The 18,222-nt window shown below is 50.7% G+C and carries 14 protein-coding genes; all 14 read right to left on the bottom strand.

From position 1 onward, the window contains the following. Nucleotides 1–22 precede the first annotated feature (22 nt). Nucleotides 23–3,310: a DUF5704 domain-containing protein gene (locus MKY98_RS05465; RefSeq protein WP_069010328.1), complete on the bottom strand. Its 3,288-nt coding sequence runs from the start codon at nt 3,308–3,310 to the stop codon at nt 23–25. A 4-nt stretch (nt 3,311–3,314) separates the two neighbouring features. Further along, nucleotides 3,315–4,259, bottom strand: coding sequence for a stalk domain-containing protein (locus MKY98_RS05460; RefSeq protein ID WP_069010327.1), 945 nt, complete (start codon nt 4,257–4,259; stop codon nt 3,315–3,317). Nucleotides 4,260–4,695: 436 nt separating this feature from the next. Continuing rightward, on the bottom strand, nt 4,696–6,996 hold the full coding sequence (locus MKY98_RS05455; RefSeq protein WP_069010385.1) for a glycoside hydrolase family 127 protein: 2,301 nt from the start codon (nt 6,994–6,996) through the stop codon (nt 4,696–4,698). An 86-nt stretch (nt 6,997–7,082) separates the two neighbouring features. Beyond that, nucleotides 7,083–8,306, bottom strand: coding sequence for an NAD(P)/FAD-dependent oxidoreductase (locus MKY98_RS05450; RefSeq protein WP_081317515.1), 1,224 nt, complete (start codon nt 8,304–8,306; stop codon nt 7,083–7,085). Beyond that, nucleotides 8,303–8,638 (bottom strand): (2Fe-2S)-binding protein, encoded by a 336-nt coding sequence (locus MKY98_RS05445; protein WP_029516055.1) that lies wholly within the window; start codon nt 8,636–8,638, stop codon nt 8,303–8,305. Before MKY98_RS05445 ends, MKY98_RS05450 begins: the two co-directional genes overlap by 4 nt. Continuing rightward, nucleotides 8,635–8,937 (bottom strand): (2Fe-2S)-binding protein, encoded by a 303-nt coding sequence (locus MKY98_RS05440; RefSeq protein WP_069010326.1) that lies wholly within the window; start codon nt 8,935–8,937, stop codon nt 8,635–8,637. Before MKY98_RS05440 ends, MKY98_RS05445 begins: the two co-directional genes overlap by 4 nt. 4 nt (nt 8,938–8,941) lie before the next feature. Further along, nucleotides 8,942–10,378, bottom strand: coding sequence for an aldehyde dehydrogenase family protein (locus MKY98_RS05435; protein ID WP_069010325.1), 1,437 nt, complete (start codon nt 10,376–10,378; stop codon nt 8,942–8,944). Between the two features lie 15 nt (nt 10,379–10,393). Further along, nucleotides 10,394–11,281 (bottom strand): dihydrodipicolinate synthase family protein, encoded by an 888-nt coding sequence (locus MKY98_RS05430; RefSeq protein ID WP_069010324.1) that lies wholly within the window; start codon nt 11,279–11,281, stop codon nt 10,394–10,396. Nucleotides 11,282–11,344: 63 nt separating this feature from the next. Next, a complete protein-coding gene (locus MKY98_RS05425; RefSeq protein WP_069010323.1) occupies nt 11,345–12,346 on the bottom strand; it encodes a proline racemase family protein in 1,002 nt (333 codons plus the stop codon). Beyond that, nucleotides 12,343–13,551, bottom strand: a complete 1,209-nt coding sequence (locus MKY98_RS05420) for an NAD(P)/FAD-dependent oxidoreductase (protein ID WP_069010322.1) — start codon at nt 13,549–13,551, stop codon at nt 12,343–12,345. The genes MKY98_RS05425 and MKY98_RS05420 overlap by 4 nt, the downstream gene beginning before the upstream one ends. A 46-nt stretch (nt 13,552–13,597) precedes the next feature. Beyond that, complete coding sequence (locus tag MKY98_RS05415) at nt 13,598–15,121, bottom strand: Ig domain-containing protein (protein WP_069010321.1); 1,524 nt, start codon at nt 15,119–15,121, stop codon at nt 13,598–13,600. 73 nt (nt 15,122–15,194) lie between these two features. After that, the gene (locus MKY98_RS05410; RefSeq protein ID WP_069010383.1) at nt 15,195–16,298 is read right to left on the bottom strand and encodes a M24 family metallopeptidase; all 1,104 of its coding nucleotides are present in this window, start codon (nt 16,296–16,298) and stop codon (nt 15,195–15,197) included. A 79-nt stretch (nt 16,299–16,377) separates the two neighbouring features. Next, nucleotides 16,378–17,304 carry a carbohydrate ABC transporter permease gene (locus tag MKY98_RS05405; RefSeq protein WP_069010320.1) on the bottom strand — a complete coding sequence of 309 codons (927 nt, stop codon included), beginning with the start codon at nt 17,302–17,304 and terminating at the stop codon, nt 16,378–16,380. After that, nucleotides 17,301–18,206 (bottom strand): carbohydrate ABC transporter permease, encoded by a 906-nt coding sequence (locus MKY98_RS05400; RefSeq protein WP_069010319.1) that lies wholly within the window; start codon nt 18,204–18,206, stop codon nt 17,301–17,303. Before MKY98_RS05400 ends, MKY98_RS05405 begins: the two co-directional genes overlap by 4 nt. Nucleotides 18,207–18,222 lie beyond the last annotated feature (16 nt).

Here is an 18,222-nt window from a genome sequence, read left to right as displayed (position 1 = left end):
GATTCGTCTTGATTACTGCAACCTAGTGAGGGACAAATGAACTGAAATCGTCCCTGCTCGACTGATCCGCATGATAAAATACTACATCCCCGTCCTGTAAATGAAAGGTATGCCCGTACGGGTCCTTTATCTCTCGGTGGTAACCCTCCAGTTGCCACTGGTTCAATAGCGGGCCATTTATATACTGTAAATGCGGATGCTCGGTGTCACCCTGACGCAGTGACTCCAAATTAAAGCGAACGACGATAAAGCCTGTTTTCTTAAATATATCCGTATGCTCGTTAAGCTCCTGACGGCGACTGACCTCGCGCAAATCTGTGCCTTTGGTGACTGCGTACACATCAGCAGGCAGGCTATATTCACCATACCAGCGCTGAATCGACGCATTAGCGCGATCCACATTGACCCCATCCGGCAGGTCTGTCTTCGGACCCATCAAGGTACGCACAGCCGCAGGCAGCACCAGCCAGTCGTAACGTCCAATCCAGGTCTTGCTGCGTGCAATACGGTGGGCATACAGAGAAACATAGCGTTCCAGCGTCGACTGGCTTTGCTGTGCTTCACTCAGCTCATGCTTGTATTGGTAGGCTGCCGTGTCCTGCATTTCCTCCATCGGCACATTGCGCAGCCGTTCATTCAAAATAACATATCGCTTCTCCCGGTCCTCCGCCGATCCCAAACGGATAAATTTCCGGTTGCCGGAGTGTGTATACAGATCCACCTCTCCCCGCTGTCGCCCATCTTTGCTCACCCAATAGAACGATGGCGTGATGCGAATACCGTCCTTGGCGCTAAACATATTGCCTTTGGTTTTGAGATCAAACTTGAAATGATAGCCTGTCTTGACCGACACATTTGCATAACCTTCATGTGGGTGACTGCCGGGACGAATGGGCAAGGTGAATGGCTCCTGGTTCCCTCTCGGTAACCCGTCAATATTGCCAAGCCCCGTCCAATAGGACAGGCCGCTATGCGTCGGGCTCCCTTTTCGTTGCCGAAACACCCGCTCCCAATGGTAATCGGCAATATCCGTGATATGAAAATCATACATCCGTCCGATGACCTCTATATTTACCACATCATTGGCGACATGATGGGCGATATCCGTGTTGGCATGGCGCTGTTCAGTGAACCCGTCCGGTGCATTTTCGGCAATGGTACGGAACTCAACTGTGTAGTTGCCTTCATCTACCCACACGGGAAGATAAAAGTCTGTGTTGAGCTGCAGCACTGGAATGTCGATCCAGGTACCCCGCGGATAAAAATGCGTCTTTCCTTTGTCGTACACATCGAACGGAAAGCGAACCTGCTTGGTTCGTACATATTTGGCATACTCCCGATCACCATATCCGGGAATATCCAAATGTGGTCCCGCTGTTGAAATCGTCACCCGGAAAGGTCGCTCCAAAATAAGTGCGGATCGTCCCTTCGTAGGTTGGGTTTTCTGATTATGAGCAGCATCGTCCGACACTTTAGACAGATTCACTACGGGAGTGTGGACAGTCACCGTATTAATTCCCTGTATCGGGAACGTTTTATCCGCACCTCCATTGATATTTCCTTTGAGAATAGCGTAAGTGATGTCACCGCTGCTGGGCGTATTGGGTTTATTGATCTTATGCTTTTCAATCATATGGCCCGGGCTGTACAGGATATCCAACCCGATTTTTACGGGTTCAGGGATTTTGCCAGGAGTCGGCCCCTTTTCCTTGACACGCTGGTGGTCCATGATCGTTTGACCGTTGAATTTCACAGTATCGTTTTCAACTTCCACGTCTGGTGTAGCCTTCTGGGCCACAGGCTCCAGTGATCTTTGTTCATTGGGCACCTTCGGCATACTCTTGCCGCCATAAATATAAAGTGAACCCCCATCGACGATGCCCGGAGAAGGAGCCGGATAGTATTTTCCGTTGGTCGCTGATTCTACAGACGGCGGCGTGTAATTCCTTGGTGGAATCGTAATACTACCTCCCGGCAGTGCATAGTTGCGTAGCTGCGCGTTCTTGATACCGTACACCTCAAGGTTGTCGATCACCCAGTAGGAGTACGGTTTCACAATTTCGTATTTGTAATACTCCACGACCTTCATGTGCCGGGTATCGTTGATATCTTCCCATTCCAGATCATACGTGCGCTTCAGCTTGACGTTGTAGGTGCACTCGCCTTTGAGCTGTTGGTAGGTGTTTTGAAAAAGGTAATTCCGGGCCAGCACGTTTCCGTACAGGCTTTCAGAAGTTGGAATACCCTTGGCTACATCAAAACGTGACGCGCCTCGCTGATCGGCTTTAATAACGGCAGATACTGTCGGGTCCAATTCGGCAGTTTCCAAGCGCAGACCTGGAACGGGGCGGGAGCAGACAACACCTTTCGTTGGCTGTTCATGATCTTGACAATCCGAGGGTGCTCCCTCTTGGCTTTCTCCAGGCTTAGGACAGCCCTGAGCTTCTTTGTAATACAAGTAAGCGGTAAACTGTTCAAAAGAACCGTCATAGGTAAACCCGGGTACAATTCCCGGCAAAATATCTCCGCTTGGCGGTTTACCTGTCGTGCTTTTCTTATAACCCACATACTCATATTTCGGGTTGGTTGGCGGGGGAAAATCATACGGTTGATCAGCTTTCAGTTCATCCTCTATTGGTGTAAATACGTTGTTAAGTGATTTCCCGTCAGTGGTAAAATGCTTGACGATCAGACCACTCTCCAGTTCGATCTTGAACAGGATTGGTTGAAAGATACGCCAGGCTTCTACCTCTTTGGCACAGGTAGGGCAACTCTCATATTTGATATTACGTGCCTGAACCTCAGCATTCAGCATCATATTTACCGTGATTGGAATAATAGTGGTGTCCGTTCCGACCCCCTGTATTTGGTAGGGGCGAATGTCTTTTTCCTCTGTGCCCCTACTTATGGCCTGGACATAATCAGAATAACTGTCAGAACGGGATTTTAAAAAATACTCTATATAGTTAGGATTATCTTTGTTAGCCTTTATTGCTGGGTTATATAGATTGGCTTCAACGCTTTTGATCTTACGACCAGGAAAACTAAATTTGTAGGTGAAAGTGGCCTCACCATGCATTCCCTTCCCAGGCTCCTTCTTTTGGGTCACCCATTCCCCTGCTGTGTTCTTCCACATGTCGAAGTACATCATACCGACAAAATAACGGTCGTTCTTATCTGAATAATAGGACAGCGGTGTAACCTCCGTCTCGGCTGCCGCCTTATGTGTAGGAAAAGAAAAAGGTGGGATCTGCAAGAATAGCAGTACCCCCACCAGCAATACTGCCAGAATCCGTTGTGACTTTTTCATGTGGTTAATTGCCCTTCCACGGATTGACCATCATAGGGATGTAGTCCTCTGACGCTAATGCAAATGCAATGTACTCAATGCTTGCCAACTTGAAAGACTTATAATTTTTGATGCCTTGAAATAGTTCGTCTCCAGATGAATAGATTGGGTAATAGACCATCTTTGTACCATCCCCGTTATCTTTCATCATGTCGTCCATTGGGTAGCGTAAACGGGCATCCTTGCCCTTAGTCAGAAAGAAAATGCTTCCTGCTGTAGCTTTAGTTTTTACTCTCATTTTCAGATAAGGTGTGCCATTAGAACTTGTGTAAGGCTCAACAGAGTAAATATCATGCAACAACTTGATAGGCAAGTCAGACTGCTTAAAAACCACTACTTTGTCATATGGTTGACGATAAATATCGTTTATAAGATTTGGTATTGTGTTAATTGCTTTCTTATACGGTTCAATGCTGACTTTTTGGAGTCCTTTATCCTCCAGCGCAGCAATTTCCTTCTTTCCAATCCAGACCCAGCGACTGACCTTATCCCACTCCACCGTTTGCCCCAGACCCTCACTTACCAACCGCAGCGGCACAAAAGTACGGTTTTGCTTCAAAATAATCTTCGTCTCATACGTTTTGGTCTGCCCATCCACGGTAGCGGTGTTTTGACCCACTGTCATGTTAACAGCATGGGCATCATTTTTAATCGACACAGCCAATTGACCGCCTGTTTTCTCCCAGCCTACCTTAGCCCCTAGCGCTTCGGATACAAAACGAATCGGAACCATCACATAATCGTTACTATCCTGAAAAGGTTTAGCATCTGGAAACTGTATTTTTTTCGCGTTTAACAAGACTTCAATGGGCTTGGTGCTGCTTGCCGCCTCCGTCGTTGGAATCGTAATTGTCGCGCCCCATAGCAACGTGACTGCGGTCAAACTCAACATCCATTTTTTCATACTCATCTCTCTATCCCCTTTGTCGGCTTAAACTTTAAACTATGTATATCATCTCTAATTTCATAAACTTATCGCATCCCCACTTTCGGAAAATACTGGATACAACTTATATATTATAGGGTTTCCCTCTTACAAAATCTATAAGAAAAACTTCTAATACAAAGTATTCCAAACAAATAGACTCTATAAAGCAATCCCTCCCCCTCAATCATAGAACTGACTCATTAAAAAGTTTTATATTTCCGCAAAATATCAACAAAAAAGGGCTGCCTCTCCCCTATGAAGGAAGAAACAGCCCGTGTGCTTCACGCGCAAAAAACTATGAATATATCAACTCATACCACCATATGGATTATTCCAGCATCATCCAATATTTCTTACATCATAAATCATACCGGACGAAAAATCAAACGTTACTTTTTCTCACGAAACATTTCAAAGATCATTCATGTATACCTGAATTTCCAGCTTGATAGAGTTGCTCATATACGTCCTTGTTGACCATCCTCAGCCCAAACAATCTGCGGATACGCTGTCCCGGCTTGGCTTTGAAGGTCACTGTCGCCTGATCCTTACCCTCCAGATATGCAGCCGGAATAGCGGCATTCACGTTGTAAAATTTATCGGCTTCATCAAAACCTTCACTAAAATGCTCAAGCGGATGACCGTTAACCAAAATATCAAAACCACAGTTTGGCATTTCCAGCGTAGCCGTGTAGGTAATAACCAACAGCATCGGAGCAGATGGATCTGTATTCAAATCAAAAGAAAACCAGCCGTCAATTCCCGCATTCCGATAAGGTCGGTTATTCACATATCCAGTGCGAGTCGAAGCATCTCCCTGGAAGTTATGATCCCGCTCCGGCTGCATTTCTCCGGGTTGGGCAAAATCAATCGTACACTGCTCCAGAATCGCCAGCTTTTCGCGTGCCGCTGTGTATTCCTGTTCCGCCTCCTGCCACGCTTCCTTCGTAAAAATATCCCAATATACGGAATACGTACGATCATGCATTTTATACAGAGGAGACAATTCCACATCCCGAGGATGCCCTGCATTCAAGGTACGGAACGTATTCGTCTTATCCTCTACAGACTGTATCCAGGCATCCAGCTTTTCCGTTTGAGGGATAAATACCGGTGTATAGAGGAAATCCTTGGCTTTAGGATCTTCTAAGGGTCCAAGGTCGCCTGCCAGCACCAACGGTCCATACATAACAGCCGCCCGATCCGGATTATCCGGCATCTGCTCCAGCCTCAGCGACATCGGAATCGTCACCTCTACAACATCCCCGTCAATCCACGTTCTGGCGATAGAGATGAAGCTGCCCGGTTCCGATACAACCGACTGTTCTTTGCCATTTACACGAATGGTAATTCCTTTTTCAGCCCAATATGGATAGCGGATGAGTAGCGTAAATGAGGCAGGTTGATCGCATTGAATCTCCAGCGTCGTATGATCTGTATCTGGATAGGAAGTGTTTTGTTTTAGCGTAACGCCTCTGTCCTTCCATTCCAGCGTGGAAGCAATGAACTGATTGACATACAGCTTATCGTGATCGTGAAAATAAATACCGCTGCCGTAGCTCGCATGGTTTTCCATCCCTGTACCAACACAGCATGTGAAATCGTCAAATTTGCTTTCAAAATGCTTGTGCCCGCCCATCGCCAGCGACAGAAAATACGTTACGCCCCCGTGAACCGGGTCCTGCGAGGCCAAAATATGATTGAATAGACCTCGCTCATAAAAGTCGGCTTCCTTGGCGGAAACATTCCATTGAAACAGATGATTTGTCAGCTTGAGCATGTTATAGGTGTTGCACGTCTCCGTCGTATGAGGCCCGATGCGATCATTCAAGCCATCCGGCGCTCCAAAATATTCTCCAAAGCTATTCCCGCCAATGACATACGAATGATGATCCACCACCCGCTCCCAAAAAAACTCCACCGTCTCCCGGCGCTTCGTATCATTAGTCAGCTCATATTCCTTGGCAAGCCCGATCAGCTTCGGAATCTGTGTGTTGGCGTGAATGCCCTGTAAACAGTCTTCCTGCGAGCTAAGCGGGTCCAGCACCAGCTTGTGCCAGAAGCACTCAGCCAGCCGCAAGTAGCGCTCTTCCCCAGTATCCGCATACAAATCGGCCAATACCTCATTCATGCCTCCATATTCGCAAAACATCATCTGCTGCATCTGCTCATCGCTCATCGGCTTCATCATTCCTTCGAGCCAGTCCGCCAGCTTGCGCTCCACCGTCAATGCCTTGTCACAGCCTGTCAAATGGTACGCATCACGCAGGCCAGCAAACAACTTGTGTAGTGTATACAAGGGGGCCCAGGCACCGTTTAGGTCAAACCCCTTCGAGCGAATATTTCCAGCAGACACCTCTTCAAAAAGTTCCTTTCCCCCAGGAATACCGGATACATATCCGTCACCGTGCGCTGCCTGACAAACGGCTAGTTCATCCGTAATGTAATGTGCAATTTCTTTAAAACGCTCATCGCCCGTTGAAGCATACATCATGGAGCAAGCGGACAAATAATGTCCCAGTGTATGACCGGAAATAGTCATCGCTTCCCAGCCCTCATATTGAGGCGCTTTGGGCGTAAGTCCGGCATATTCCCGAAAACGCGCCAGCAGACGGTCTGGTTGAAGCTCCAACAGATAAGATCGGTTCAGCTCCATCGCCTGTTTGAAGGGACCTTCAGCCAATACCACCTCGTTCAGTGCGAACGGTCTTGCTTTCATATGGGCTTTTGCTTTAAGAGTCACTTTCCGTTCCTCCTTTAAGACGAATTTGGGACAAAAAAACGCATATCAAACACAACGAGCCGTTACGCGCCGCTGCCAAAGGTTTGCCCCCACTGCTGGTACAGCTGCGTTCTCGCCTCTGTAATGCCGGGATGAAACTGAATCAGCGCATGCTTCCGTGCAAAATGGACCTCACGGATCGCCTCCTGCACCCGCTGTTCCCCGCCTGCTCCGCCGAGTCCAGCGGCATGGAGCACGGAAGCGGCGGCTAATCGACCTTGGGCCATCGCGACCACCCCGCTTTCGATGCCGGTAATATTGCCGGCAACGTACAGCCCTTTGAGCGAGGTTTCCATTCGCTCACCATGCAGTGGAACATGCCCGCCCAGCTCAGGGCTGTACACGAATTTGCACCCGGCTACCGCCGCCAGCTCGGCGAGCGGATACAAGCCGCCGCTCAGCGCCACGAAGTCGGCGGGTTCGACGCGCTCGCTGCCGGGAATAGGCGAGCCGTCCGGTTTAACGTGGACCAGGGTCACGGATTCGACCCGGTCCTGGCCGTTGACGGACAGCACCGCTGTCCGCAAACGGATCGGGATATCCCACAGACGGAAGCCTCTGTGGGGATAGCAGCACGCGATGAGTTTCTCCATCCGCATCGCCGCTGCCAGCCTGCCGCCTGCACGCATCCAGGCGGCAGGAGCTAGCCCCGACAGCTGAAGCAGCAGCTTCGCGGAGGCTGTCGGATCTGCCGCCGCACCAGCCAGCGGATTAGCGCACGGCAGTGTAATTGCCGCCACCTTCACCCCGGCGACAGACAGCTCGCGGGCAATCGCCATCGACAATACGTTCATGCCTACGATGATGCCGCGTTCCCCCGGCTTAACGTAATGAACATTAGTCATTACTTGTGCGGCCCCGATAGACATGACGCCCGGTAACGTCCAGCCATCCAGCGGAACGGGAATTTCGGCAGCTCCAGTCGCTAGCAATACGTAATCCGCAGTGAACAATCCACAGGAAGTGGAAATTTCCCACGTTGTTGTATATTCCATACCATGCACGGAAACGCCGCAGCGAATGTCCACCCCAAGCTCCCCGCAACGGGTAATCAGCTCATCCGAAACGTGTTTTCCAACCCACCAGCCTTGACTGCCTTCCTCATGATATTGCCCGGGCATACGTCCACCCGGCTCTGTAAACTCATCCAGTACTGTGACTGGCAATCCTTGCTCAGCAGCCGATACCGCTGCGGACAATCCGGCGGGACCCGCCCCAATGACGATAAGATGCGCCATTTCATTCATGTCACAATTCTCCCTGTGATTTCATTCGAAAGCTGCCGCCCGGTTTCCACCACCATACCTTCTTCCAGCTTGGTCAGGCAGGAACGGACGGTACCGAACGGATGAACCGTCAGGCGGCATTCGTTACAATGCCCAATGGCGCAGTATACGCCTCTGGCCGTACCGGATTCCTCATGCCTTCTCAGCAAACGGACACCGCTGGCCAGCAGCGCTGCTGCCAATGGTTCTCCAGCCAATCCCTGCATGGGACGACCGTCAAAAAAGAAAGATACCTGCCGCCGCTCCGGCTTTGGTCCCAAAATAGGATGATTTACAATACGCGTGCGGCTCATAAAGAACCTCCCTCTGCCAGCTGCCCGAACGTTACGGGACGCACTGGTGGCCTTTGCGATAACAGCTCCGCCTCCCGGCGGGCAGCAGGAACCTGATTGTAAAACCATGACTCCACCAATTGTCGGCATACCCTACCCTGACATGCCCCCATCGTCACCCGCGTAGCCATTTTAAGCTGGCGCACGGTGTCCATACCCATGCGGCAAGCCTGCTCCATCTGTGCGATACTCACTTCTTCACAGCGACATATGAGCAAATGACCTGATGCGCACCCGATCGTCTCACTTCGTCCCGTCATCCGCTTACTCATAACTGATCGCACAGGTTTTAATCGCTGAATAAAAATCCAGCGCCGCCTGGCCCTGTTCCCGGGTATGTGAACTGGATTGCTTCAGACCGCCGAACGGAGCCTGGTATTCAACACCAGCCGTCTCCTGATTAACCCGAACCATACCGGCGTTCGCCTCATCCAGAAACCGATGAGCCAACCGCAAATCGCGGGTGAATAGAGAGGCGCTTAATCCATAAATAGAATCATTGCACAGTCGAATTGCATCCTCGAAGTCGTCCGCCTGCACGACCCCCATCACAGGTCCAAAAATCTCCTCCTGAATCAACGGGTGGGACGAATTGAGTCCAGTCGCCACCAGTGGACGCACATAATACCCGTTCTCTGTCCCGGCAGCGGCTCCACCTTCGGCCAAAATCTCGGCTTCCCGGCGGGCCAGCGATATATAGGACATGACCTTCTCGTATTGACCTGCGGATGCCACAGGTCCAAGATACGCACCGGCGTCAAGCGCCGGAGCGATCTGTATTTTTTCCACCGCTTGGCGTAAGGCTTCCGTGAACGTCTCATAGACAGACTGTTCCACAATCACCCGACTAGTGGCCGTGCATTTTTGCCCGGCTGAACGGAAAGCCCCGCTGACAATCATCGCCACCGCCTGTGCTACATCCGCGTCTTTCAGCACAATGGCGGCATTTTTACCGCCCATCTCGGTCTGGTACTTCATGTTACGGCGCGCGCATCGCTCGGCAATGCCCAAACCTGTAGCGGTAGAACCCGTGAAACTGACTGCATCCAGTACCGGATGCTCCAGTAAGGCATCGCCAATACGGTTACCTTGCCCAATGACTAAGTTCAGTACGCCGGGCGGAAACTGCACCGCCTCGAATAGCTCGGCGACCCGTACTGCAGTTAATGAAGCATGTTCGGCAGGCTTCCAGATGACCGTGTTTCCGCACAAAAGTGCAGGGGCGATTTTCCATAGCGGAATAGCTACCGGAAAATTCCACGGCGTAATGACAGCCGTTACACCTAGCGGAATGCGCTTCGTGTATTGGAGCACTCCCGGCTCATTCGAAGGAATGACTGTACCGATGGAACGTACGCCCTCTGCTGCATAGTACCGAAGCAGATGGACACCTCGCATGACCTCTCCGCGCATCTCGGTAATCGGCTTGCCCATCTCACGACTGGCCAGCTCAGCCAATTCAGGTAATGCTGCCTCTAGTAAACCGGCTGCTTTGAACAGATAAACTCCCCGCGCTGCGGGACTTAAAGCGGCCCAGCCCGCCTGAGCCAGCCGTGCCGCATCCCCGGCCTGTGTAATATCGCTCGTTTCTGAAAAATGGACGACTCCCACCTCCTCCTTCAAGTCCGAAGGATTGTGAACCACCATTTCCTCGCCGGAAGGGCTCAGCCACTCACCACCGATCCAATTTCGGCTCTCCATCGTCTTCACCTCCATTCAGGATGATACTTCGCTTGGACGAACCGCCACCTCAAATGCTTCGCGAATGCGGTCATAATCCGCCTGCGGCAGCGCAAGTCTGGGCGGACGTGTCGGACCGACCGGAAATCCAGCCAGCTCCATCATATATTTGATGGACTGTACCAATTGCGGGCTGGCATCATAGTGGAACAGCGGCAGCAGCTTGCGATACAACGCGGACGCTTCTGCCATATTTCCCGCCTGCGCAAGTCGGAACAACTCTACCCCTTCCTTGGGCAACGCATTAGGCACCCCCGAAATCCAGCCTGTCGCGCCGAACAATGCCCCCTCCATCGCTAGATTATCTACTCCGACCATGACCTCCAGCTCTGTCTGATCCAAAATAGCGTGAATACGCCGTACATCACCGGAAAATTCCTTGACTGCTACGATATTTTCAATTCGCGACAAGTCCGCAAGAATATCTGGAGTCAAGTCAACCTTGTAATCATGGGGGTTGTTATACGCAATGATCGGCAAGCCCACCTTTGACAATGCTTCATAATGGGCCGTTACCTCATGAGGCAGTGGATTGTAATTAATGGGTGGCAGTGCCATGACACCCGCAGCCCCAGCATCCTTCGCATGCTGAATCCAATGCACCGCTTGTTTGGTGGACGGAGCCGCCGAGCCGACAACAACCGGGACACGCCCTGCCGCAGCGTCAATTACGGTATGCACAACCTGCGACCGTTCCTCCGGGGACAAAGCCGCATATTCTCCCAGCGATCCTGTAGGAACCAGTCCGCTAATGCCACTTGCAATCAGATGCTCGCATAGCTCGGTAAGACGCTTATGGTCTACCTCCAGCTCTGCCGTGAACGGTGTAACCAAGGCCACATATACACCTTCAAAACGTGCCATATGCTTACCAACCCTTTCCGATCTTTATTTTCATATTCAGCATTCGGGAATGATGTAAAATGCTCACATCAGCAAAAAACCTTCTTTAAGCGGGTCCTCAGGATCCAACACAAATTGATGATGTCCCGTCACCCAAGCCGAGCCTGTAATTTGTGGGATGACTGCCGGATAAGGACCGATCTGCGTCTCCCCCACGATTTCAGCCCGAAACATGGAACCTGTGATGCTTTCATGTACAAACGGCTCATTGAAGTCCAGTTTTCCCTTGGCGTGCAACACCGCTACCTTGGCCGAGGTTCCTGTGCCACAAGGAGAACGATCGATACCTCCCGGTGGGATGACAACGACATTGCGGCAATCGGCCTGTGGAGCCACAGGCTCCCCGTAAAATTCAATATGTGTCAATCCTTGAATAACCGGATTTTCAGGATGCACGACCTCAACAACCGCATTCACTGCCTCCCGAATCTGCACCGCTGTTCGTACAATTTTTGCCCCATGGCTCTGCTCCAGTGCAAGACCGATGGAAGCCGCCTCTACAATGCCGTAAAAGTTGCCTCCATACGCAATATCCAGCGTGACTTGCCCGATGCCCTCTACCTGGACCTCCACCTCACGACGGTACACAAAAGAAGGAATGTTTGTGAACGTGACTTGTCGCACCTTGCCCTTATCCACCTCCAGTTGCACTTGAACCGGGCCTGCCGGAGTGTCCAGCAATATTGCTTTTTTATCCGCAGCAATCAGTCCGCCCTCCATCAGCGCCGTACATACTCCAATCGTATCGTGACCGCACATCGGTAAATAGCCACCGGTCTCTATAAAGACCACACCGATATCAGCATCTGGGTGACACGGTTCTGTTAAAATACAGCCCGACATCACCTCATGCCCTCGCGGCTCGAACATCAGCAAACGGCGAAAATCATCATGATGTGCTGCCATATAAGTCATTTTTTCCAGCATCGTACGACCTACCAGCTTAGGCGCGCCGTGAATGACCGTTCGCGTCGGATTGCCCCCCGTATGGGTATCAATGGTAGTAATTCTGCCCAGTACACTCATCCGGTTACCTCCCCGTGAACCTCGTGGTTGGTAAAAGCCTCCCCAAATCGGTCATATCGCAGCGGCTCCACCGGAATGCAAGTGGGTTCGCCGCGTACCATTTCGGTCACCAGTTTACCCGTAACCGCCGCAAGACTAATGCCATCCCCCTCATGACCAGAAGCGATATACAGCCCCGGTACTTCGTCCACCACTGATACAATTGGCAAATGATCAGGTGTCCATGGACGTAAGCCAGTATACGCCCGCATCAGCGGTACATTGGCTAAAGCAGGAAAAAAACGAATGGCTCTACGGGCGATTAAGCGAATCACTTGCTGATCGACACGTGTGTCCATACCGACAAACTGACGGCTGCTGCCGATCAGAATGTTTTGAGATGCGGTTGGCTCGAATACCAGCGCTACACCGTATTTTTCATAAAGCTCATCCACACACCGCTGACCGCCAAACTTGCTCATCAGATAGCCGAACTCCATTACCTTGCGGTTGCCAATGGAAGGCATTCGAGCAGACACCAGTATATGTCCTTTGCGCGGTATAATCGGAAGGTCCATACCGAGTGAATGACCCATGCTGCGTGTCCATACACCTGCCGCCAATACCACTGCACCTGCATGGATAACGCCATTAGGCGTCTCGACCCCGCGGACGTTCCCCCTTTCGTCCTGAAGGATGGACTGTATCGGCATGCGCGGTAATAACTTGGCCCCCATCCGACGCGCGGCCTCGGCCAGTGCATACGTCATCAACATCGGATTCACAGTGGAATCTGTCGCACACTCCAGCCCACCCGGTAAATCTTTGGCCAAATGTGGCCATTCCTCTCGCAAATCCTGATGATCCAGCATGCGAAACGGAAGTCCTTCCTGCTGCTGACGGGTTACCCACTGCTCAGCCGCTTGCATCTCCTGATCGTTTTCACAGACCAGAATACTTCCAGGCGCACGATACTCAAACTCATCCTCCAATTCCCTAGCCAGCTCTGCCACCAGTTCCTGCGATACCAACGACATTCGACTGTCAAACCCGGGCTCTTTATCGATTGCCAATATATTTCCATCACAACGGGACGAAGTGCCTCCAGCAATCTCCCCTCGCTCAGCCAGCACGACCTTCATACCGGACTTAGCTGCATAATAAGCGATGGCTGTACCGATGATTCCGCCGCCTACAATGACCAGATCCGCGGCATCATGTTTCATTCGCTTCCCTCCCTTCGGCCGTTTTAATCTGCTTATGAGGTATTATTTACAGCTTGAGCGTAAAGGTTTGCGTCACAGGCTTGCTCAGCTCATCATAATCCCGCAGCTGTACAGTGAACGTATACGTCTTGTTGCCTGCTCCGCTGTCCGCTGTTCCGCTAATCGTTCCTGTAAAGCGATCCAGTGTGAACCCTGCGGGCAGTTGACCGCCTGTCACCATCCAATCGTAAAACGGAACCCCTCCCTTGGCCTCCAGCTTAGCCATGTACGCTTTGCCTTTGACGGGTGCTGGCAATACCTTCGTCATGATTTCTGGCGCGAGGAAAGGAGTCAGGTCCTTACGCAGCGGCCAGCCCGCTTTTTCTGCTACCAGTAGCGAAAGCTTCGTGTTCATCCAGCGCCGGGTCGGGAACAGATGGCGCCAGCCTCCATTTTGTCCACTCAATCTGTCGACTTCTGCGAGCTCTCCAGATAGATGATAGCTGTCATCCAATGCAGCCGGTCTGTGCTGATAAGCCATAATATCAGGGTCATTGCCCGCCGCTTCCTTCAGCGCTTTGACACCCGGGAATGTGTCGCTGAACACAATCGCATGACCAAATTCATGCATGATCAGCCCATGCACATCCGTCACCTTGGACAGATCGGATTGATACCATTCTTCATCGTCTACGGATGTGAATGGAATCGCATCATCATAGAAATCCAAAATCAAACTATAGGAACGGTTCAGGTTCCCCGGGACGGTCACACCGTTACGTGTATGATAATTGCCGTTCGTGGCTGGAAAGCCTGTAGAATAGGGTCCGTTCAGCCCTCTCATAAACACCCACATGCCTTTGTAGGGCTTATCATTTGTCACCTGTATTTCATTTTGCCAGTCGTCTCCTGGCAGATGGTTTACCTCCGCGTTGGCAGGAACCTCATCGAAAGGAGCCAGATCAAAGAAATAGAACCAGTCCTTTACCGCCAGCTCTGCGGCTTTTTTGGTAGCCGCATCATTGAAATAAGGCTTGATCGTATCGAATCTGTAGTCAAAATGGAGGGGGATTGTGGGCTCTTCATTATCGTCCTGATCCAACACGCGAATCGGAATGGACTGAGCGGTCGTGTGACCATCATTTCCAGCAACAGACATAGACAGCGTGTAATTCTCTATTTCACCGTTTCCTCCAATCCGGTCAGGATGGATGGCTAGCCGAAAATCTTTTTCCTCCTGTGCATTGGCAAAAGTCAACGTTTTGCTTGCTCCTTGTGCCGACAACGTACTTGGCAGATCCATCATCAGCCGGGACGTGCCCCGCGCATTCAGCGTAACCGTCACCGGAAAAGCAGCATCCACTGGCGGCTTCACTTTTAGCTTTACATACGGGTTCGCCAGATATCCTTGCCAATCAACCAGATCTATACCATAATCGTTCACCGTCCGGCTAAAAATGTCGACGACTTTTACACCCGATTTTGCCTCGGCATAAGCCTGTTGACCCGGAATAGCTGGTGTCAAAGCTACAATGAGAGAAGCCGTCAGCGCAGTCAGCCATATTTTGGTGTGTCTTTTATGCGTGTTCATTTGATTCCCTCCATCTCATTTTTGAATGACTTACAAACTAAACTATGATAGTTACCTATAGCGCCACTGCGTTTTATAATAAAAGCAGCTCCTTAGGGGAAGAGGTCAGTACCTTGACACCGACATCTGTGATCAGCACATCGTCCTCAATCCGAACTCCGCCAAAGCCTGGAATATAAATGCCTGGTTCCACAGTAAGGACATGACCCGGCACGAGCACCGACTTACTTTCGCGGGAAAGCCGTACCTGCTCATGAATCTCCAAGCCAAAGCCGTGGCCCAGCCCGTGACCAAACTGCTCCCTATAGCCATAGGAGGCAATCACATCCCGCCCCAGACTGTCTCCCTCCCGACCGCTCATGCCAGGGCGAAGTCCAGCAATCGTCGTCATATTCGCTTCCAGCACAATAGCATACAGTTCCTCGTGCCGCTCCGACGGATTGCCGACGAATACGGTACGCGTGATATCGGATAGATAGCCACGCACATTTGCGCCAAAATCCATTGTGACAAACTCGTTCTGACCAATTTCCTTGTCACTGGCCAGTCCGTGCGGCAATGCCGAGCGCTCACCCGAAGCGACAATGAACGCAAAACCGCCTGATTCCGCGCCTGCGAGCCGAAGCTGATATTCCAGTTCCGCCGCAATCCGCCGCTCTGTGACCCCAGGCTGAATATAATTCAGCACCTCCGTAAAGGCAGCATCGGTAATACGCGTTGCCTCACTTATGGTCCGAATCTCTTCTTCGTCTTTCACATCGCGCAGCCGTTCAATTACATCCTCCGTTTGCACGTACTCCAACGAGCCCAGCGCGGCTTGAAGCTGTCCCGACTGTTGAAGTGAGACATGCCTGCTCTCCAAACCCAGTCTACGAACCCCCAACTTACTTGTGAGATCAGCGATGGTCTGGAAGATTTGCGCCTCATGCCGAATCACTGAATATTCCACTGCCTGATCTGTTGCCTGCATCATATAGCGGAAATCCGTCACTAAAAAAGCCTCTTCTTGCGTAACAAGCACAATTCCAGCGGAGCCTGTAAATCCGGTCATATATCTTCGATTGGGCCCATGTGTAATAAGCAGTGCATCTATCCCTAGAGCCGTGAATTTCGAGCGTAACCGGGCCAGTCTGCCAGGAACACCCTGTAACGGTTTTGTCTTCTGACTGTCTTCCACTTTCACTCGTACGCCTCCTTATTTCCCATCTCTTTTCAAGGCATATGCCTTAGAACACACCAGCGCGTCCTAACTTCCTTTAGCCTTTAATCCCTGTCAATGTGATGCCTTCAATAAAATAACGCTGCCCTATAAAAAATATCACGACGATCGGAGCCAAAATCGTGCTGGAAGCCGCCATCAGGTAAGGCCAGTTGGTATTGTTCAATCCCCGGAAAGTCGCCAGCCCCAGCGCGAGCGTAAAATGCTTTTCGTCACTTAAGTAAATAATCGGGCCCAAAAAATCGTTCCACACATCAATAAATGTAAATATTCCGATCACGATCAATGCAGGCGAAGATAAAGGAATAATGACACGCCATAATACAGTCAGAGGCGTACCTCCGTCCATATAAGCCGCTTCGTCCAGATCGCGCGGGATCGTCAGCATGAATTGTCGCATCAAGAAGATGTTAAACGCCCCTCCACCGAACCATGCAGGAACAATCAGTGGCAGAAATGTATTCAGCCCGCCCAGCTCACGCCACATCACGAAAGTGGGAATGAGCGTCACCGCGTAAGGCAACATCATCGACCCGATCAGCAGGGAAAAAATCAGATTACGTCCAGGCCAGCGCAGGCGGGCAAAGGTAAACGCCGACACAATTGAGGTCAACATCACTCCTGCCAGCACACACACCTCAATCATGAACGTATTCATAAAATACCTGCCGAACGGTACTGAAGTCAGCGCCTCCGGGTAATTGCTCCATTGAAAAGGAGAGGGTATCCACTCCGGCGGGAACACGAAAATTTGCGATGTCCCCATCAGAGAGCTGCGAATAAGCCATGCAAATGGCAACAGCATTAAAACACTACCTATAATTAAAACGATATACAGTACAACACGGCTGAGTGGGAAGGGTTTGGAATGGGTGGCGGTCGCAGGACTTCGGGAACGTTCAGGCTGTGGAAGCGGATGTTGTGGTGTTTCTGAAGAATTGACAGAAGAAGTGACCTGATTCATGAACGTTCCCCTCCTTCATAGTGGACCCACTTTTTGGATGTGGAGAAAATCAGAACCGTTAGCACCATGATGACGAAAAATAAGATCCAGGCCAGCGCTGAGGCGTAGCCGATTTTAGTCTCCGTAAAGGCCGTACGCCACAAGTAGAACACATAGAACAGCGTTGAATTATTCGGCCCCCCGTTGGTCATAACATATGCCTGATTGAAGGCCTGAAAGGTGCTGATTAAAGACATGACCAGATTGAAGAAAATGGTTGGTGTCATCGAAGGAATGGTAATATGAAAAAATTTATGCCACCTATTACCGCCGTCTACCTCAGCTGCTTCATACAGATGGGTGGGAACCGACTGAAGTCCCGCCAAAAAGATAATGACCGTGTTTCCGATCCCCCAGGTGCTCATCATGATCAGGGAGGGTATTGCAGTGTTCTCGTCATAAATCCATTTGCTCCCCGGCAGTCCAACGCTCTCCAGCAGCGAATTTAACAGACCAAAATCCGGGTTGAACATCCACAGCCACAACATCGTGTTAGCAATACTCGGTACAATAGTAGGTAGATAATAAATCGTACGAAACACCGACAACCCCCTCACCTTTTGATTTAATAACAGCGCAATGATAAAAGCCGCCGCCAAGCCGAGAGGCACGCTGCCCAGTGCATAATATGTGGTCACGAACATGGATTGGGAAAAGGTAGCATCCTCGGTCAAAATGGTTCGGTAATTATCCAATCCTATAAAGGTCATCTGTCCACCAATCGTCCAATTGGTTAAGCTGAATACGAACGAGGCCACGATCGGTCCAATTGTAAAAATCATTAATCCGAGGATGGCAGGAAGCGCGAATAGCAGACCCCAGTTTCGCTCCATGCGCATCATTCCTGATTTTGGTCGCTTCATGGGCTGTTCTCCTTTC

Source organism: Paenibacillus sp. FSL M8-0228 (assembly GCF_038007385.1).
GTDB lineage: Bacteria > Bacillota > Bacilli > Paenibacillales > Paenibacillaceae > Paenibacillus > Paenibacillus polymyxa_D.
Note: the sequence above shows the minus strand (reverse complement) of the source record. Positions and strands in the feature narration are given on the sequence as shown.